17 protein-coding genes, 1 tRNA gene and 1 pseudogene are annotated in these 18,476 nt (G+C 59.0%); 11 read left to right on the forward strand and 8 right to left on the reverse strand.

What is annotated here, in order from left to right; translation table 11 throughout:
- The first annotated feature begins 1 nt into the window (after window position 1).
- Both P3S72_RS11435 and P3S72_RS11440 read left to right on the forward strand, forming a co-directional pair.
- Window positions 2-3,619, forward strand: a complete 3,618-nt coding sequence (locus P3S72_RS11435) for a transporter substrate-binding domain-containing protein (protein WP_276197402.1) — start codon at window positions 2-4, stop codon at window positions 3,617-3,619.
- A 133-nt stretch (window positions 3,620-3,752) separates the two neighbouring features.
- Window positions 3,753-4,175, forward strand: coding sequence for a chemotaxis protein CheY (locus P3S72_RS11440; protein WP_276197403.1), 423 nt, complete (start codon window positions 3,753-3,755; stop codon window positions 4,173-4,175).
- Here the strand turns inward: P3S72_RS11440 and dkgB are convergent.
- Window positions 4,172-4,303, reverse strand: a pseudogene (dkgB, locus tag P3S72_RS11445) (2,5-didehydrogluconate reductase DkgB); the annotation flags it as partial. The gene P3S72_RS11440 and the pseudogene dkgB overlap by 4 nt on opposite strands.
- Window positions 4,304-4,357: 54 nt before the next feature.
- The gene (locus tag P3S72_RS11450; protein WP_276197404.1) at window positions 4,358-5,434 is read right to left on the reverse strand and encodes a 3-deoxy-7-phosphoheptulonate synthase; all 1,077 of its coding nucleotides are present in this window, start codon (window positions 5,432-5,434) and stop codon (window positions 4,358-4,360) included.
- A gap of 619 nt (window positions 5,435-6,053) precedes the next feature.
- On the opposite strand from P3S72_RS11450, the gene P3S72_RS11455 reads away from it, so the two are divergent.
- Together P3S72_RS11455 and P3S72_RS11460 are read left to right on the forward strand one after the other, a co-directional pair.
- Window positions 6,054-6,821 (forward strand): carbon-nitrogen hydrolase family protein, encoded by a 768-nt coding sequence (locus P3S72_RS11455; RefSeq protein WP_276197405.1) that lies wholly within the window; start codon window positions 6,054-6,056, stop codon window positions 6,819-6,821.
- A 1-nt stretch (window position 6,822) separates the two neighbouring features.
- The gene (locus P3S72_RS11460) at window positions 6,823-7,272 is read left to right on the forward strand and encodes a GNAT family N-acetyltransferase (RefSeq protein WP_247407157.1); all 450 of its coding nucleotides are present in this window, start codon (window positions 6,823-6,825) and stop codon (window positions 7,270-7,272) included.
- A gap of 86 nt (window positions 7,273-7,358) precedes the next feature.
- On the opposite strand, the gene P3S72_RS11465 is transcribed toward P3S72_RS11460, so the two are convergent.
- Window positions 7,359-7,565, reverse strand: a complete 207-nt coding sequence (locus P3S72_RS11465; protein WP_247407154.1) for a DNA-binding protein — start codon at window positions 7,563-7,565, stop codon at window positions 7,359-7,361.
- 83 nt (window positions 7,566-7,648) lie between these two features.
- Here P3S72_RS11465 and P3S72_RS11470 point away from each other — a divergent pair, with 83 nt between their 5' ends.
- From P3S72_RS11470 to P3S72_RS11490, 5 genes are all read left to right on the forward strand, one after another.
- On the forward strand, window positions 7,649-8,005 hold the full coding sequence (locus P3S72_RS11470) for a helix-turn-helix transcriptional regulator (RefSeq protein WP_247407151.1): 357 nt from the start codon (window positions 7,649-7,651) through the stop codon (window positions 8,003-8,005).
- A gap of 165 nt (window positions 8,006-8,170) precedes the next feature.
- Window positions 8,171-8,812, forward strand: a complete 642-nt coding sequence (gene uvrY, locus P3S72_RS11475) for a UvrY/SirA/GacA family response regulator transcription factor (protein WP_247407148.1) — start codon at window positions 8,171-8,173, stop codon at window positions 8,810-8,812.
- Window position 8,813: 1 nt separating this feature from the next.
- Window positions 8,814-10,637, forward strand: a complete 1,824-nt coding sequence (gene uvrC / locus P3S72_RS11480) for an excinuclease ABC subunit UvrC (protein ID WP_276197406.1) — start codon at window positions 8,814-8,816, stop codon at window positions 10,635-10,637.
- A 32-nt stretch (window positions 10,638-10,669) separates the two neighbouring features.
- Entirely contained in the window at window positions 10,670-11,230 is a 561-nt protein-coding gene (gene pgsA, locus P3S72_RS11485) for a CDP-diacylglycerol--glycerol-3-phosphate 3-phosphatidyltransferase (RefSeq protein ID WP_247406081.1), read from the forward strand.
- 63 nt (window positions 11,231-11,293) lie between these two features.
- A tRNA-Gly gene (locus tag P3S72_RS11490) sits at window positions 11,294-11,369 on the forward strand.
- 577 nt (window positions 11,370-11,946) lie between these two features.
- Here the strand turns inward: P3S72_RS11490 and P3S72_RS11495 are convergent.
- From P3S72_RS11495 to P3S72_RS29560, 3 genes are all read right to left on the reverse strand, one after another.
- On the reverse strand, window positions 11,947-12,768 hold the full coding sequence (locus tag P3S72_RS11495; protein WP_276197407.1) for an IclR family transcriptional regulator: 822 nt from the start codon (window positions 12,766-12,768) through the stop codon (window positions 11,947-11,949).
- Window positions 12,769-12,947: 179 nt separating this feature from the next.
- Complete coding sequence (locus tag P3S72_RS11500; protein ID WP_276197408.1) at window positions 12,948-14,342, reverse strand: MFS transporter; 1,395 nt, start codon at window positions 14,340-14,342, stop codon at window positions 12,948-12,950.
- 209 nt (window positions 14,343-14,551) lie between these two features.
- Window positions 14,552-14,725, reverse strand: a complete 174-nt coding sequence (locus P3S72_RS29560) for a class I SAM-dependent methyltransferase (RefSeq protein ID WP_346429965.1) — start codon at window positions 14,723-14,725, stop codon at window positions 14,552-14,554.
- Here P3S72_RS29560 and P3S72_RS11505 point away from each other — a divergent pair.
- Window positions 14,649-15,143 (forward strand): hypothetical protein, encoded by a 495-nt coding sequence (locus P3S72_RS11505; protein WP_276197409.1) that lies wholly within the window; start codon window positions 14,649-14,651, stop codon window positions 15,141-15,143. The genes P3S72_RS29560 and P3S72_RS11505 overlap by 77 nt on opposite strands.
- Here P3S72_RS11505 and P3S72_RS11510 read toward each other — a convergent pair.
- Entirely contained in the window at window positions 15,131-15,586 is a 456-nt protein-coding gene (locus P3S72_RS11510) for a VOC family protein (protein ID WP_276197410.1), read from the reverse strand. The two genes, P3S72_RS11505 and P3S72_RS11510, sit on opposite strands and share 13 nt — an antisense overlap.
- Before the next feature lie 56 nt (window positions 15,587-15,642).
- Window positions 15,643-17,034: an NAD-dependent succinate-semialdehyde dehydrogenase gene (locus P3S72_RS11515; protein WP_276197411.1), complete on the reverse strand. Its 1,392-nt coding sequence runs from the start codon at window positions 17,032-17,034 to the stop codon at window positions 15,643-15,645.
- A 375-nt stretch (window positions 17,035-17,409) separates the two neighbouring features.
- On the opposite strand from P3S72_RS11515, the gene adhP reads away from it, so the two are divergent.
- Window positions 17,410-18,420: an alcohol dehydrogenase AdhP gene (gene adhP / locus P3S72_RS11520; protein WP_276197412.1), complete on the forward strand. Its 1,011-nt coding sequence runs from the start codon at window positions 17,410-17,412 to the stop codon at window positions 18,418-18,420.
- The last annotated feature ends 56 nt before the right edge of the window (window positions 18,421-18,476 follow it).

The following is an 18,476-nucleotide window of genomic DNA, read 5'->3' on the forward strand; positions in this document are numbered from 1 at the left end:
AATGACCGCCACTGCGTTTAAGCGGTTCGCCGCGATCTTGTTGATGGGCCTGTTGCCCATGATCGCAGCGGCCGTCGATGAGTCACACGCACTGCGCTTGTTGGGGCACTCTCAGCTCGAAAACGCGAGCCTGATGCTGGATGAAACCGACTGGCGCTGGCTACGTGAGCGGCGCACGTTGGTGATGGGGGTGTCGGCGCCGGATTATGCGCCATTCGACCTGAGCAACAACAACGACGAGCTTGAAGGCATTACCGCCGATTATGCGGCGCTGGTGGCGCAGGCGTTGAATGTCACCGTCGAAGTGCGGCGCTACCAAACCCGCGATGAAGTGATTGAAGCGCTCAAGCAGGGCGCGGTGGATTTCGTTGGCTCGGCCAACGGCTATGAAGCCGCGGACTCGCAGTTGGTGTTGTCGCGTTCATACGCCAACGATCAACCCACCCTGGTCACCCGTATCGGCGACACCCAGGCCCTGAGCGCAGACTTGGCCGGCAAGCGCGTGGCCATGCTGTATCACTACATGCAGCCCGATGCCGTGCAGCAGTTCTACCCCCACGCGCAGTTGCAGCTATTTGCCTCGACCTTCGAAGCCATCGGTGCGGTGGCGTTCGGCCGGGCCGATGTCTACCTGGGGGATGCCATCAGCACCCGGTACCTGATCAACAAGAACCACCTCAATAACGTGCGTGTGGCAGATTTTTCCGGCCTGGAGGTCAACCCTTTCGGGTTCGCGTTCACCAAGGATAATGTTCGCCTGCGTAACATCGTCAACACAGCGTTGGCCACCGTGCCGTTCAACCAGCAGATGGATATTCTGCGGCGCTGGAGTGCTGGCGGCAGCGGTTACATGGAAGCGGAACGGCTGCGCCTGAGTGACAGTGAGCAGCGTTGGCTGGAGAAACACCCACGTGTGAAAGTGGCGGTGCTCGACAAGTTCGTGCCGTTGTCGTTTTTCAATGAGCAAGGGCAATTCGAAGGATTGAGCTCCGAGGTGCTGTCGCGGATCAGCCTGCGCACGGGCCTGAAGTTCGATGTGGTGAAGGGCAGTTCGCTGCCTCGACAAATTGACGAGGTCAATGCTGGCCAGGCGGACATGTTGGCGGTGATTACCCCCAGCGTCGAGCGGACCGAGAAGCTGCGCTTCACCCGGCCTTACCTGTCCAGCCCCTATGTGTTGGTGGTTCGCGCCGAAGACGAGCGGCTGGTGACCCTGGAAGACTTGCCCGGAAAACGCCTGGCGTTCATTCGCAGCAACAGCCTGGGTGAGCAAATCGCGCGGGATTATCCCGGCATCGAGTTTGTCGACAGCGCGAACCCTGAGGCGGCCATGGAGCTGGTGGCCAATGGTGGGGCCGATGCGACCGTGATTTCGCTCATCAGTGCGCGCTATATGATCGCGCGTCATTACCGTGACCGCTTGCGTATGACCAGCACCGTCGGCACGGAGCCGGCGCGGATCACGTTTGGCGTCAACCGTAGCCAGTTGGAGTTGTATTCGATCCTCGACAAGGCGTTGTTGAGTATCACGCCTGAAGAGCTGGATGAGCTGACCAATCATTGGCGCAGCGAGATCATCATTGAAGACAGCTACTGGCTGCGCCATCGCAACGCAATCATCCAGGGCTTCAGTCTCGCCGCGGTGCTGTTGTTGATTACCCTGTGCTGGGCCTTTTACCTGCGCAGCCTGATTCGCAAGCGCGCCCAGGCCGAACGCGCGTTGAGCGATCAGATGCGCTTTATGAGCGTGTTGATCGACGGCACGCCTCACCCGATTTACGTGCGCGATCGCCAGGGGCGGTTGATGGCCTGCAACAATGCCTACCTCGACGTATTCGGTTTCAAGCTGGAAGACGTGATCGGCAAGACCGTGGTGGAAACCGACACTGGCAACCCGCCGCAAGCCCAGTCTTACCATGACGACTACCTGAAGTTGATGGCGCGGGGCGAGCCGCAGATTCATGACCGAATCCTCAGGGTGCCGGGGGGCGAAGTTCTCACGATTTACCATTGGATGCTGCCGTACCGCGACGGCGACGAGAAGGTCGTGGGCATGATTGCTGGCTGGGTGGATGTGAGTGAACGCCACCGCTTGCTGGGCCAGTTGCAGGAAGCCAAGGACGATGCCGACGCCGCCAACCGCGCCAAGACGACGTTCCTGGCCACTATGAGCCACGAGATCCGGACACCGATGAACGCGGTGATCGGCATGATCGAGTTGGCGCTCAAAAGCGCCGAGCAAGGTCGGGCGGATCGCGATGCGCTGGAGGTGGCGTCGGTGGCATCGCGCGGCATGCTGGAATTGATCGGCGATATTCTGGATATCGCACGGATCGAATCCGGGCACCTGTCCCTGGCCCAGGAGCCGGCCAACCTGCATGAGTTGCTGGCTTCGGTGGTGCGGGTATTTGAAGGACTCGCGCGAGCCAAGGGGTTGGCGCTGCGCGTGACACTCGATCCGGCGCTTGATCGCCCGGTGCTGATCGATCCGCTGCGCTTCAAGCAGGTGGTCTCGAACCTGCTCAGCAATGCCATCAAGTTCACCAGCAAAGGCCAGGTGCAACTGGGCGCCCAGGGGGACGTTTCTGAGGATCAACTGCTGCTCAGGTTGTGGGTGCAAGACACGGGTATGGGAATCAGTGCTCAGGATCAGCAGCGGCTGTTCAACCCGTTTATCCAGGGCAGCAACGCTGAACAGTCGGCACGCAGCGGTTCAGGACTGGGGCTGGTGATCAGCCGCAGTTTGTGCGAGATGATGGGTGGTCAGTTGCACCTGAGCAGTGTGCTGGGGCACGGCACCCGAGTGGACGTGAGCGTGGCGCTGACCCTGGCGGCCGCGATGCCGGCGCCGGCTTCGGCACCTGTGCCGCACAGCCCGCCGACGCGCGCGTTGAGTATCCTGGTAGTGGATGACTACCCGGCCAACCGTTTGCTGCTGGCCCGGCAATTGAGCTTCCTGGGGCATAGCATCACCACGGCGGAGGACGGTGTTCAGGGACTCGCGCTGTGGCAGGCCGGGCACTTCGATGGTGTGATAACCGACTGCAATATGCCCCTGAAGGACGGTTACACATTGGCCCGGGATATTCGTACACAAGAGCGCGAGCGAGGCCTGGTGCCGTGCCTGCTGTTAGGGTTTACCGCCAATGCCCAACCCGAAGAAGCCGAGCGCTGCCGCCAGGCAGGCATGGACGGGTGCCTGTTCAAGCCTACCGGGCTCGAAGACTTGCGATCGGCCCTGGCCCCGCGCATGGCAAGCCCCTGCGAGCCGCAAGCCGAACCGGCGTTTGATCTGGGGACGCTGATCATCCTGACGGGGGACGATCGCGCCGCGCTCAACGAATTGTTGATGCCGCTGCTCGACAGTCTGGAAGCCGATCACAGGCTATTGCCGTCGTTGCGACGCCAGGCCGACTTCGCCAAGTTGCATGACCTGGCACACCGCGCCAAAGGCGGTGCGCGGATGGTCAAGGCGCACGCGCTGATCACCTGTTGCGAAACCTTGGAGGGCGTGTGTGAACGGCACGACCTCCAGGCGCTGGGTGGGGCAGTTGAGGGCGTCGACCAGGCGATCAATGATTTGCATCACAGCCTGAGCGTTTATTGCAATCAGCCTTGACGCGGGGAGATGTCATTCGGTGGATTTGGGACAACTCCTACACGAAGGGGGAACATGCCTGATTTTGTCTGCGGGATATGTCTGGAAAATGGGCCGCTCTCACTCAACGAGCACTGCCTGCCAGGGGTTTGCCATGCCGAACAAAGCACTGACCATCCTGATTGCCGATGAACAGCACCTGCAACGGCTGTATATCGAAAAAATGCTCAACCGGTTGGGGTATCACCGGATTATGCCGGTGCAAACGTTTGAGGAGGTCCAGATCCTCACGGCGATCCCGGCTGAACCCTTTGACGTGCTGATCGTCAATGCTGGGTTGGTGGCCCATACCGGAGGGCCGCAGGCCCAGGTGCGCCACGTGCTGGTCTATGATCACCTGGACTTGGACGTACCCGTCGGCTCGATACCGCAGGTGCTGGTCCGCTTGCCCGGCGTACCGGATAACGTCAATCTTGAACACTTCATGGACATCATCGACCCACCCGAGGCCACCACTGGCCTGCGGGTATTGCCATGGCTGCGGGAGTTATCGCGCATGCCGGTGGCTGGGGTTTAGTCCCACTTCGGCGCGATACCTTTGGGGCTGGTCAGGCGCTGGCCCCGTTCCAGCCCGGCGATTTGCGCCATGTCGGCAGCGCTCAAGGTCAGATACACGGCTTTGAGGTTGCTTTACAGGTTGGCGCGCCACTGTGGCCGTCCGTTTTGCCCGCACTTTGCAGGCAAGCCGGTGCCCATTGCTCAGCCGATGGCATGTTCGCGCAAGCGTTTAGTCGCACTGCGCAACAACTGCTCGGTGCTGTCCCAGCCCAGGCAACCGTCGGTCACCGACACACCGTATTTCATCGCCGGGCCTAATGGCTGGCAGCCTTCGAACACGTGGCTTTCGAGCATCATGCCGATCAGCGAAGTGTCGCCCTGCAGGCGTTGTTCCAGCACTTCATTGAATACCGCCGGCTGACGCAGCGGGTCTTTGCCGCTGTTGGCGTGGCTGCAATCGACCATGATCCGCGCGGCTACCTTGGACTTGGCCAGGTCTTGTTTCACCTGGGCCACGCTCTGCGCATCGTAGTTCGGCCCACGGTGACCGCCGCGCAGCACCAGGTGCGTGTCGAGGTTGCCCGGGGTCTGGATGATCGCCGGGTGGCCCTGGCTGTCGACGCCGAAGTGCCGGTGCGGGTGGGACGCCGAGCGCATCGCATCGCAGGCAATGGCGACACCGCCGTCGGTGCCGTTCTTGAATCCGACGGGCATGCCCAGGCCGCTGGCCATTTCGCGGTGGATCTGCGACTCGGTGGTGCGCGCACCGATGGCGACCCAACTGAGCAGGTCTTCAAAGTAGCCGGCGGCCATGGGTTGTAGCAGCTCGGTGGCGACTGGCAGGCCCAGGCGTAGCATTTCGCGCATCAGTTCGCGGGACAGGCGCAGGCCAGCCGCCATGTCATCGCTGCCATCCAGGTGCGGGTCGTAGGCCAGACCTTTCCAGCCGATGGTGGTACGCGGTTTTTCGACGTAGGCGCGGATCACCAGCAGCATCTGGTCGCTGACTTCCAACGCCAGTTTCTTCAGGTTGCGTGCGTACTCCATGGCCGATTCCGAGTCGTGGATCGAACACGGGCCAACGATCACCAGCAAACGTGAATCTTCGCCATTGAGGATGGCGCGCACGGCTTGGCGATGGGCGTGGATTTGTTCATTGAGGAATGGGCTGAGCGGCAACTGGTGCTTGAGCTCAAGGGCGCTGGGCAAGCGCAAGGTCAGTGCTTCATTGGCGCTGGTCAGGGCAGAAACGGGCAAAGCGGCGACGGAGGAGTTCATCTTCAAGGCTTCCTGGGCAAGCGGCGGGCGATTCCCGCGCGCTCTGCCCTACTGGGGTGTTCGACAATGGGCCGTAGTGGCTACGAGTGCTGGCTTGCCACCGATAGGTGACCGATCGGAGGCGGCAGGCTGTCCCGAGCGGAGCTTGCTAAATCGCCATGCGGTGCAGGTGTCGTAGCGGTAATAGGTGGCGTAGTTCATGTCGTGATTCCTTTAAATGTTCTTGATCAAACAAAGTGTTCAGGGCTGAAAAAGCAAAACCCCCGATCGGGGAGCCGACCGGGGGTTAGATTTCTCTGGTAGGCGACCCCTTGAGCAGTGGGCGCCGATTTCAGGTATCAGGCGCGCCAGTGGCTAAACCAATACCCAAAATAAAAGCTAATTCGTGCGCTCAAACCGTTCACACGGGTAGCCAACACCGAGCGCGAGGCGCTGGCAGCAGGGCAAACCTGAGTGTGGGTGAGTTGCAACATGGTGTTTCTCCAAATGATGGTGTGAGCTTACTAGAGGCGCCCGGTTGGATTCAATCAGTAATTTCTATTGCGTGGAGGTACTTACGGCTATGGGGTGAGTGCCGATATGCTGGTCGCCACTCGATAATGATTGCTGGGACGCGACCATGACTGCCTTGACCCTTGCGGTTGCTCAATCCATTTCCATCGCGGGCGACGTGCCGGCCAATATCCAGCGGCACCTGGCGTTCATGCGCGCAGCGGCTGAGCAGGGCGTGCAACTGCTGGTGTTTGCGGAGTTGTCGTTGACCGGCTATGAGCCGTCCTTGGCGGGTGAATTGGCGATAGCACCCGAGGACGCGCTTTTAACGCCTCTGCGCGAGATGGCGCGGGCGCTGCGCTTGACCGCCGTGGTGGGCATGCCGATCCGCTTGACGCCAGGGGCGGGCGTGTTGATCGCCGCATTGGTGCTGGGAGCAGACGGTTCGCTTGCGGTTTACACCAAGCAGCATCTGCATCCCGGCGAAGAGGTGGCGTTTGTCGCGGGGCAGGGCGGTGTTGCACTCGAGTGGGGGGATGACCGAATTGCGCTGGCGGTCTGCGCAGACTGCTCCCACGCCAGCCATCCACGTCAGGCCGCCCAAGCGGGAGCCACGGTATACGCCGCCGGCGTGCTGATCAGCGAAGGCGGCTACGCAACGGACAGTGCGCTGCTTCAGGGCTATGCCGCCGAGCATGGCCTCGTGGTGTTGATGGCCAATCACGGTGGCCCATCGGGCGGCTGGGCGTGCGCGGGGCGCAGTGCTATCTGGGCTGCCGATGGGCATTTGCTTGCTGCCGCGCCGGGTGTGGGCGATGCACTGGTCATTGCTCATCGCGACAGCGGGCGCTGGACCGGCCGATCGGTAGCGCTGTGTGCTGAAGAGGTTCGATGACATGACGTTTCACTTGCGCGCGGCGACTGACCAGGATCGCTCATTTGCCCGGACGCTGACCTACGAGGCCATGCGCGGCTACTACGCGCAATACGATTTGCTGTGGTCCAACGATGGTTTCGACGTCGCCTGGGCGGGGCGCGAGAATTGGTTGATCTGTAGCAACGACACCGTGATGGGCTTCATCAGCCTGAGTCGCGATAGCCAGGCGCTGTATATTCGCGAGTTGCATATTCTCGAATCTTTGCGTGGGCGCGGAGCAGGCAACTGGGTACTGGAGCAAATGGCGCTCAAGGCATGCGGCCAAGGTCGCGGTCTTTTACGGTTGACCGTGTTTAAAACCAATCCGGCAAAAAGGCTTTATCAGCGCAAGGGTTTGCAAGTTGCGGGTGAGGAAGCATGCTTCTGGCGCATGGAGCGCGATTGTCGGCCCAAACCTGTGGACCAATAAGTGACTCATTTGCGCAAAACAGGCACAGCTGTTTAATAAGCGCATACTGCGTTTAGGATAAAATTTCCTGTTCCTGCCTCAGGGGCTCATTCATCGGCAAGGATGATGCCTTCTTTCATGCCCAGAAGGACCGCTACCTTATGGGCCTCTCCACGCCGTCCTTTCTTGCGCCCGGCGAGCACCTGATAAGTGGTTGCGGGGTCGACACCGTGTTCCCGGGCGAACGCTTGAACTGACTTACCTTGATGTTCAAGCCAAGCCTTGGCTTGTGCAGCAGTACGAATTCCGGGCATAGTTCAAAACCGTTCAAGTTTGTTTAATCAAGGGATGAACGTATCACCTCTTGAAGGGTGCCAATTTAGGATCATACATCCAAATGAGTGGAATCGGTTCGCGTTTAAGGCAAGAAAGAGAGCGGCTTGGCTTGTCGCAAAAAGTGTTTGGCGAAATTGGAGGCGTAGAAGCGAACGCACAAGGAAAATATGAAAACGGTGGGCGTGCCCCGAAAGCCGATTATTTATCGCGTGTGGCCGAAAGAGGCGTGGATCTCCTTTACGTATTAACGGGAGCTCCCACGCCGGCTCAAATGGATAATCTGAGTCAGATAGAAGAAAAAGTGCTGGGCAACTACCGGTCGATGTTCAAAGAGGACCAGGATGCAATCAGCCGGTTGACCTCCACCTTGGCCGAACATTCGGCAACCCTGAAAGTGAACGGCAAATTCAAGCTATAGCCCGCAATTCCTGACCTTTCGCCCAGAAAACAGCGCTGCTCGTCGTTCGACGGGCACGCTCTTCGCGCTCAAACGCTATATATATGACACTTGCAACTAGGTCTGCGCCTTGGTTTTTTGCTAAGGTGTTCAGCAACCTATAAGACCATATCGCGAGGTGTCTGCTTGATTAGGGTGCTAGTAGTCGATGACCATGATCTCGTTCGTACAGGCATTACACGAATGCTGGCTGACATCGATGGCCTGCAAGTAGTCGGCCAGGCTGAATCGGGGGAGGAGTCCCTGATCAAGGCCCGGGAGTTGAAACCCGATGTGGTGTTGATGGACGTCAAGATGCCTGGGATCGGCGGTCTTGGTGCCACTACCAAATTGTTGCGCAGCCATCCGGATATCAAAGTCGTGGTGGTTACCGTGTGCGAAGAAGACCCGTTTCCTACACGCCTGCTGCAGGCGGGTGCAGCGGGTTACCTGACCAAGGGCGCAGGCCTGGCGGAGATGGTACAAGCCATTCGCCTGGTATTTGCCGGCCAGCGCTACATCAGCCCGCAGATCGCTCAGCAGTTGGCGATCAAATCCTTCCAGCCCACCAGCGACTCGCCGTTTGATGTGCTGTCCGAGCGGGAAATCCAGATCGCCTTGATGATTGTCGGCTGCCAGAAGGTGCAGGTCATCTCCGACAAGCTGTGTCTGTCACCCAAGACCGTCAACACCTACCGCTATCGCATTTTCGAGAAGCTCGCCATCAGCAGTGATGTTGAATTGACCCTGCTCGCAGTGCGCCACGGCATGGTGGACGCCAGCGCCTGACATGACCACACCGTTTGATCCGAGTGCCTTTCTCTCGACCTGCAGCGGCCGCCCCGGCGTGTACCGCATGTTCGACAGCGAGGCGCGCCTGCTGTATGTGGGCAAAGCCAAGAACCTGAAAAGCCGCCTGGCAAGTTACTTTCGCAAGACCGGCCTCACGCCGAAAACCGCCGCCCTGGTGGCGCGTATCGCCCAGGTCGAAACCACCATCACCGCGAATGAAACCGAGGCGCTGCTGCTTGAGCAGACGCTGATCAAGGAATGGCGGCCGCCCTACAACATCCTGCTGCGTGACGATAAATCCTACCCCTACGTGTTTTTATCTGACGGCAACTTCCCGCGCCTGAGTATTCATCGGGGCGCGAAGAAGCAGAAGGGCAAATACTTCGGACCTTACCCAAGCGCCGGTGCGATTCGCGAAAGCCTGAGCCTGCTGCAAAAGACCTTTTTCGTGCGTCAGTGCGAAGACAGTTTCTACAAGAACCGCACCCGGCCGTGCCTGCAATATCAGATCAAGCGTTGCAAGGCGCCCTGTGTCGGCCTGGTTGAGCCGGCGGAGTACGCCGAGGATGTGCGCCATTCGGTGATGTTCCTCGAAGGGCGTAGCAATGCCCTCACCGACGAACTCTCCGGCGCCATGGAGCAAGCCGCGAGCACCCTGGATTTCGAGCGAGCCGCCGAGGTGCGCGACCAGATCTCCCTGCTGCGCCGTGTGCAGGACCAGCAAAGCATGGAAGGCGGAACCGGCGACGTCGATGTGATCGCCGCGTTCGTCAACCCGGGTGGCGCTTGTGTTCACCTGATCAGCGTGCGTGGCGGGCGGGTGCTCGGCAGCAAGAACTTCTTCCCGCAGACCGGTATCGACGAGGAGGTCGCTGAAGTCATGGCTGCGTTCCTGGGCCAGTATTACGTCAGCAGCCCTGAGCGCGATTTGCCGTCGGAGCTGATCGTCAACGTCGTGCATGAAGACTTCCCGACGTTGATCGAGGCCATCCACGCGTTGCGTGGCCGTGAACTGGACATCAGCCACCGCGTGCGCGGCACGCGTGCGCGCTGGCAGCAACTGGCCGTGACCAACGCCGAGCAGGCCCTGAGCGCGCGCCTGGCGAATCGACAGCACGTGGCCGCGCGCTTCGAGGCACTGGCCGAAGTCCTCAACCTGGACGAGCCGCCCCAGCGCCTGGAGTGCTACGACATCAGTCACTCCAGCGGCGAGGCCACCGTGGCGTCCTGCGTGGTGTTCGGGCCGGAGGGGCCGATCAAATCCGATTACCGGCGCTACAACATCGAAGGCGTCACCGCCGGCGACGACTACGCCGCCATGCACCAGGCCTTGACCCGCCGCTTCAGTAAATTGAAGGACGGGGAGGGCAAGCTGCCCGATATCCTGCTGGTGGACGGCGGCAAGGGCCAGCTGTCCATGGCCCGCGACGTGCTCAACGAACTGGCGGTGCCCGACCTGATCCTGCTCGGTGTGGCCAAGGGCGCCACGCGCAAGGCCGGCTTCGAGACGTTGTACTTGAATGATGCCGCCCATGAGTTCACTTTGAAGGGCGACTCGCCTGCGCTGCACCTGATCCAACAGATCCGTGACGAAGCCCACCGTTTTGCCATTACCGGCCATCGCGCCCGTCGCGGCAAAACCCGGCGAACCTCAACCCTGGAAGGCGTGGCCGGGGTAGGCCCGACACGCCGACGCGACCTGCTTAAACATTTTGGTGGCTTGCAAGAGCTCTCCCGTGCCAGCATTGACGAAATAGCCAAAGCACCCGGTATCAGTAAAAAGCTCGCTGAGTTGATTTATGCAAATCTGCACAGCGAGTAGAATGCCTACTCACCTCGCAGCCAGTTGTGCCGATGAATATCCCTAATCTGATCACCGTTCTACGCGTCCTGCTTATCCCGATTTTCATTTTGTTGTTCTATTTGCCTTACGAATGGAGCTACATGGCCTCCAGTTCGGTTTTCGCTGTTGCTGCCGCCACCGACTGGCTTGACGGCTACCTGGCCCGCCGCCTGGAACAGAGCACGCCGTTCGGTGCGTTCCTCGACCCGGTGGCCGACAAACTGATGGTGGCTGTCGCACTCGTGCTGCTGGTGCAGGAACACGGCAACCTGTGGCTGACCCTGCCGGCTGCGGTGATCATCGGCCGCGAGATCGTCGTTTCTGCCCTGCGTGAATGGATGGCCGAAATCGGCGCCCGCGCCCACGTCGCCGTGTCGAACATGGGCAAATGGAAAACCGCCGCGCAAATGCTCGCGCTGGTGATCCTGCTGGCCAACCCGTCGGACTTCTCCTTCTGGGTCTTGCTGGGCTACGCCTTGCTACTTGTCGCCGCCGGCCTGACGCTGTGGTCCATGCTCCAGTATTTACGCGCTGCCTGGCCTCACCTGCGGACCACCGTTGAAAAAAAATAAAACTTTTTTGAATCAAGGGGTTGACGGGTGCTGAGGATTCTATAGAATGCGCACCACCAAGACGCGGGAATAGCTCAGTTGGTAGAGCACGACCTTGCCAAGGTCGGGGTCGCGAGTTCGAGTCTCGTTTCCCGCTCCAAACATAGCGCTGCAGAGTTCCACTGAATTCTGTAAGCGATTGAAATAAGGACCTTCGGGTCCTTTTTTCATTCCGGCGGAAACCACTGAAATCCAGCACTATCCAGTGTTTTTAAGTTCTGTATGAGAGTCTTGAATTCGGACGCGCACTGAATTGAATCGCCCCGGGCCTCTCCGCCAACGAGAAGATTGACGCCCACCTATTCTGGCGTGACCTGTGCAAACTTTTTTGCGCTGAAAACGATTAGCCGATCACAGGATACGCGGATAGTTTTGACGCGCTCGTTGAGTTTTGCGAAGCCTTCGAAAATGCGCCGAAATCGAAGCGTGAGCGTGGCAACCTGATTATCACGGCGATTCATGAACAATTTGTCTTCCGCTTCTTCCCCAAAGAATAACTTCAACTCACCTTGTTGCCTTACATGACAATCAGCCCCGACAGGGGCTGATTGCGTAGTGCCTTAAAATGCTGGTGGTGCGCACGCCTGCCCGATTAGGTCGGCTTACGTGAGTCCTGTCGGGCCGGTCAGTATTCACGGGTGTAACCATTTTTATTCCTTCATTGAACTCCACGCAGGTCAGTCCACAAGTTCTGCTCTGTGCGCCAACGCGGTCATGAGTTGTGAAAGATTATCGGCAAGGGTGAGGATCTGCTGGCCTTGCATTTCATCCTGCCCGCTGTCGCGTTGCGAGGTCGGGCGCACGCAGCTGATGCTCCCCACGACTTTGCCGTCGCCATCGAATATGGGCGCCGCGAGGCCGAAGACGTCAGCATCCACTTCGCTGATGCTCAGCACATATCCCTGGCGGCGCAGTTGCTGGAGCGAGCGTCGGAATTGCGCCCACGTCTTGCCCAGATTGCTGGATTCGACATCACTCGGGTTTTCCAGAAACAGTTGGCTTTGGTGCCGCGAGCCCATATTGGCCAGGATTACTTTGGAAGTGGCTCCCATGAACAACGGTCTTGGCGAACCTCGTGAATAGCTCACCTGATTGGACAGATTACCGGTTTGATGGACGCAGACCACTTGATCCTTGAACAATCGGCACACCAGCCACGCTTGCTCAGCACCCCACTGTGGAAAGCTGGGCTCCAATGAGTGTGCGGCGCGAACCAACGGATCACTGACGCGCAGTTGGCGATCCCAAGTGATGATTCTCGCGCCCAGGGCATAGCGACCGGCCTCTACCTGAAACAGCAAGTTGGCCTCAGCCAGTTCACGTACATATCGGTAGGCGGTGGAGCGTGTGAACCCCAGCGCATTTCCCATTTCGTCGACCGTCCAGATTGGATGGCGCTCGGTAAACAGGTCCAGGATTCGCAACATCCGCTCCAGGCTGGAGCCTTTGCTGTCAACCAGATGTTCGGCGTTGTCTTCGGAATCAAACGGTCTTTGCATGTCAGCGCTCGTCTACATTACTGTTGCGCAGGATACCAATTCGCGCGATTTCGATTTTGACGATATCACTCGGCTTCATCCAGGCCGGTGGCCGGCCGGAATGAACTGGAGGGTGTGCTTCTGCCAATCCCGATGCAGAGCACTTTGCCTGGGCTGGCAATAACCGGCAGAAGCAGATTTCACTCAATCCCAGGCGGGCAGGTCTTTGAGCGCATCAGCGCCCGTTCGCTCTGTGAGCGTGTTGGTTGTTGCTTGCTTGCGGGGTCCAGTCGCAACAGGGTAATCGCCGTCAGCGCGATGGCGCCCGGGATCAACGCTGCGATGAGGATCTCTGTCAAAACCCAACCGGCCGCCAGCATCAAGCCTCCGCAAACAGGCCCTGTAATGGAACCCACTCGCCCGACGCCTAATGCCCAGCCGATGCCTGTGGAGCGTATTTCCTGCGGGTACAACTCGGCGGCTAAAGCGTTAAGACCTGCCTGCGCGCCCTGCACCAGAATGCCCAGCACCAGCATCGCGGGGAAAAGCGAATAAAGCGAAACCGGCAATTGGCTGAGCGCCAGCACGACCGCCAGGTAGCCCATAAACTCGAGGGTCAGCACGTTGACCGAGCCCCAGCGGTTCATCAGCCAGCCTTGTATAACTGAGCCGATCACACCTCCCAGGCTGAACAGAATAATCGCGCGGATCCCCATGCTTAGCGGTGCATGGGCTGCCACCAGCAGCGTCGGGATCCAGCTCATGATGAAGTACAAAATCAGCAGGTTCATTGCATACGGCAGCCAGAGTAACAGCGTGCGGCGCCACATGCCGGCGGTGAAAAGACGGCTCAGGGAAGTAGAGGCGATTGCCTGTTGGCGCGGACGGCCAAGGTTGGCGGGCAGTTCGGCAAGATCGGGTGCAAGTCGCTTGATGATCGCGCTCAGGGCAGGGCGACTGCCGGGCTTGCGACTGAGGAACTCAACCGACTCCGGAAGCCGCCTTGCCACGACGCCGGCGACCAGCAAGGGCAGCGCGCCACCGATCAGGAAAAGGTTTTCCCATCCCCAGGTGGCGAGGAGTTGGTCGACCGTCAAGCCTGCCAGCATCGCGCCCAGTGGCATGCCACAAAACAGCAGCGTGACGGCACTGCGCGCATAACGCCGTGGGCTGTATTCAGAGATCAGCGCCACCAGGTTGGGGATCGCACCGCCGAGACCTATACCGGTCAGGAAGCGCACGACCAGCAATTGCGCAACGCTGTTAACAAAAGCAGTCAGTAACGCGAACGTGCCGAACAACAGGATCGACAACACCAGAATCTTCTTGCGACCCAGGCGATCCGCCATAGGGGCAAGTAGCAGGGCGCCGAGCATCAAACCAAATAAACCTGCCGCGAACACTGGGGCCAGGGCTTGGGGCGTCACGTTCAAGCTCGAAGCCATGGCCGTCACCAGGAATCCGACGATCTGGGTGTCGAATCCGTCAAGCACTGCAACCAGGACGCAGAGGGCGAGCAGCTCCCATTGCAAGCGGCTGACAGGCCGGGCGTCCACTACGTCGCAGAGGATATTGCTGGGGGTAGGGGTGTGCATGAACGTACCTCTTATTGTTTTTATTGTCTGGGGCAGGCAGGTGTCCTCGACTACGGCCAAATCTATTACTAAGCAAAAATCCTGTAAAGAGAAAATATGTAAAAATCCCATATAGCAGGAAAAGTGTTATTTTTGCATTCGTCGGCGCTCTGCGTTTACCTCTCCAGTCCAGTTTTACTGCTGGGAGACCTACACGCCCGCGGCGCTCCTCATTTGTCAGCAGGCGGATCAACGGCGAGGCGATGGAGGTACTGATGATTGGACTCGCGGGCAACGTTCTGCCTGTTGTGCGATAGGTCCGTACCGATGAATTCAGCCCTGGGATTGAGCCGCGCCACTTGCGGCAGCAGGCTGGCTGGACCACAACCGATGTCGAGCACCACATCGCTTAAAGACTGGCTTGAGCGCAGCGTCTTACCAGGACTCGATCATGTTCACTCCTTGACCCGGCATGGCGGAGCGTTCGGCGAAGGTTTACCGTGTGATACGGGTGGAGGGGTAGAACAAAACATTGAGTACGAAGAGGATCATCCAGAAACCGATTTCCAGTGTTTCGGTAATAGGCTGGGTGTTTTTGATTGCACCGTAGACATGCACGAAGAACATCAGCATGAAGACCACGAAAAGAATATCGAAGGCATAACTGAAACGGCTGCCAGTGGTGGCCGAACGCAACATCGCTACTTCAACGACAAGAATGAACGCACCGAGGCAATGGCCGAAATAGATAGTCAGGCGTTCGTGTTCAGGGACGCTCCAGTGCATGAGCCGGGCCCTTTGAAGCGATTTTATTTGCGGTGATCACTTCTTCGCGATTTTCCAAGCAAGCGCCGCTTTTGTTTTTCCAGGAAAAACATCACCTCGAGCTTCAGATCATCGGGGTCGAGGAAATAAACGGCATAGTAGCCCTCGCCATAATCCGGATAATCAGCGGGTGCGTCGACAATCGTAACCGCCTGATCCAGCAGGAATGCGTAGAGCGCATCGACGTCCTCACGCGCGCCCAGCTCGAACGCATAGTGGTGGTAGCCCACATCGCCGGTCCGGTGCTTATGTTTGCGCCCCTGGGCATCGGCTTCGGTGATCCAGAACAGGGTTTCGCCGTTGGTCCAGCCAATAACCCGGTCGAACTCCCACTCGATGGTGAATCCCAGGAAACCGAGTACCTGATCATAGAACGCCCTGGAGCGTTCCAGATCACTGACACGAATGGCCAAGTGATCGATCCCGATGACGTTCACCATGTCAGGTCTCCTCGATTTCGATTTCGGTTTCCAGGGACAAAGGGCTGCGTTGAAACTCAGAACGGTGCGTCGATATCGACCACGACAATCAGCTTGTGGTTGACGAACTCCTTGAGCCCCAGCCCGATCAGCTCGCGGCCGTACCCCGAGCGGCGCACGCCACCGAAAGGCAGATCGGCTTCGACCTTGGTCGGATGGTTGACGAACACCATCCCCGTGGAGATTTTCTTCGCGACTTCTGCGCCATGCGCCGTATCCGAGGTGAACACCGAGCCGCCGAGGCCGAACGGCGAGTCGTTGGCGATGCGTACTGCATCGTCTTCATCCTTGGCGCGGAACACCATGGACACCGGGCCAAAGAACTCCCAGTAGCGAGCGGGGTTGTCCTCGGCGACATTGGTCAGGATCGTCGGCTGCACGAATGCCCCATCGACCGGCACGGGTGGTCCGACTTCTTCGGCCTTGGCGCCGAGCTTCACGGCGTCGAGGATTTTTTGCTTGACCTCATTGGCGGCGCTTTGCGAGGAGAGCGGCGCCAGGGTCGTCTTCGCATCGAAGGGATCGCCTGCGACCAATTCCGCGACGCCCTTGCGATAGAGCGCGAGGAAGTCGTCATAGACCGCATCGACCACGATCATGCGCTTGGAGGACACACAGACCTGCCCGGCATTCCAATGCCGGCCGAACACCGCCCATTGGCTGGTTTTTGCCAGGTCCGCGTCAGCCAGCACGACGAAGGCGTCGGCGCCGCCGAGTTCCAGGGTGGACTTTTTCAGCGCTTTGCCTGCTTGTGACGCAACCACCGCGCCGGCGCCTTCCGAGCCGGTCAAGGCGACGCCCTGCACGCGGGCATCGTTGATGATCAGCTCGATCTGCGAACGCGTGGCATACAAATTACGGAAGGCGCCATCAGGCAAACCGGCATCCTTCATCAACTGTTGAAAGCGCGCGGCGCTTTGCGGCACATTCGCCGCGTGTTTCAGCAGCACGGTATTACCGGCAGAAAGCTGCGGCGCCAGAATGCGTGCGATTTGGTAATAAGGAAAATTCCACGGCTCAATCGCCAGCAGCACGCCGAGCGGTTCGCACACGACCACCGCCTCACCCTCGGCAGGATCGAGAACCGGGAGTTTCTCCGGCTTGAGCAAGGTTTCGGCATTGCGCACGTAGTATTCGAAGATTTTTGCCGACAGCTCGACCTCGGCTTTCGCCTCGGCAAACAGCTTGCCCATCTCCAGCGTCAGTACCTTGGCAAAGGCGTCGCTGTCCTTGCGCAGGATATCGGCGGCATTCTGCAGGATGCGTGCACGCTCGGCGAAAGGCGTGTCCTTCCAGGCCAGGAAGGCCTCATGGGCCTTGGCGATGGCCGCGGTCACTTCTGCATCGGTCGCATCGGGAAAGGTCTGCAGTGTCTCGCCGGTATAGGGATTGATCGTTGCATATGCCATGTAAAAGCTACTCCAGAACCGTTTCGACTAGTGGGCCTACCCGCCGCTGAGCGCATGTGCCGGGACTGATGAAGGTACACGAGGAACGGGTTTCAAGCATGGAGCGAAAGGTCGCATGTCCATAGACACACGATATGCAGGGGAATTCACTTGACTTCAAGGGCTGCGACGACCATCACTGAAAGATGCGTGTCGCTCTGCCGATCAGCATCGCCAGTTGTCCGCCGTCAGCGGTGGCGAGCATTGCGCCAGACCTCGGACTGCTTGAGCGGTTGGGGTTGCGGATGACGCTTATGGCGGTTGGCTGCTGTCAGCCTTTGTCACTTGTTGGACCTACTACAACGCAAGCTCACTCACGGATACAAGGAGATAAGTATGAAAGCTGCTGTTGTTGCCCAAGGGCAACGCGTGAACGTGACCGAAAAAACATTACGGCCCCTGAAACATGGTGAGGCGCTCCTCAAAATGCAGTGCTGCGGGGTCTGCCATACTGACCTGCACGTCAAGAACGGTGATTTCGGTGATAAAACCGGGGTAATCCTGGGCCATGAAGGCATCGGTATCGTGCAGGCGGTAGGACCGGGCGTCACCTCGCTGAAGCCCGGTGATCGTGCCAGCGTAGCGTGGTTTTTCCAAGGCTGCGGGCACTGTGAATACTGCAACAGCGGCAACGAGACACTCTGCCGCGACGTCAAAAACTCCGGTTATACCGTGGATGGCGCAATGGCCGAAGAGTGCATTGTCGTCGCCGACTACTCAGTGAAAGTACCTGACGGGCTTGATTCTGCGGCGGCGAGCAGCGTGACCTGTGCTGGCGTCACGACGTATAAAGCCGTCAAGGTTTCCAATATTCGCCCGGGGCAATGGATTGCGATCTACGGGCTGGGCGGCCTGGGGAATCTGGCGTTGCAGTATGCAAAAAATGTCTTCAACGCCAGGGTTATTGCCGTGGACATTAACGACGATCAACTGCAGTTCGCCAGGGAAATGGGCGCCGATCTGGTCATCAACTCCCGCGACGAGGATGCCGCAAAAGTTATCCAGGAGAAGGTCGGCGGAGCTCACGCGGCTGTCGTGACGGCCGTCGCCAAAGTCGCGTTCAACTCTGCGGTGGATGCCCTGCGTGCCGGTGGACGCCTGGTCGCAGTCGGCCTTCCGCCTGAAGCCATGAGCCTCAATATTCCTCGGTTGGTGCTTGACGGGATCGAGGTGGTTGGCTCGCTGGTCGGCACTCGACAAGACCTCGTTGAAGCCTTCGAGTTTGCCGCGCAAGGAAAGGTGGTGCCGAAGGTAACATTGCGTCCGATCGAAGATATCAATCAGATTTTCGATGAAATGCAGCAGGGAAAAATCAAAGGCCGCATGGTGATTGATTTGAGTCATTAACGGGCCATTGGCAGCCGCTTAGGCGGCTGCCAATGTAGTGGTCTAATGAAACCTGA

Source organism: Pseudomonas sp. D3 (assembly GCF_029320995.1).
Classification (GTDB): Bacteria; Pseudomonadota; Gammaproteobacteria; order Pseudomonadales; family Pseudomonadaceae; genus Aquipseudomonas; species Aquipseudomonas paraveronii.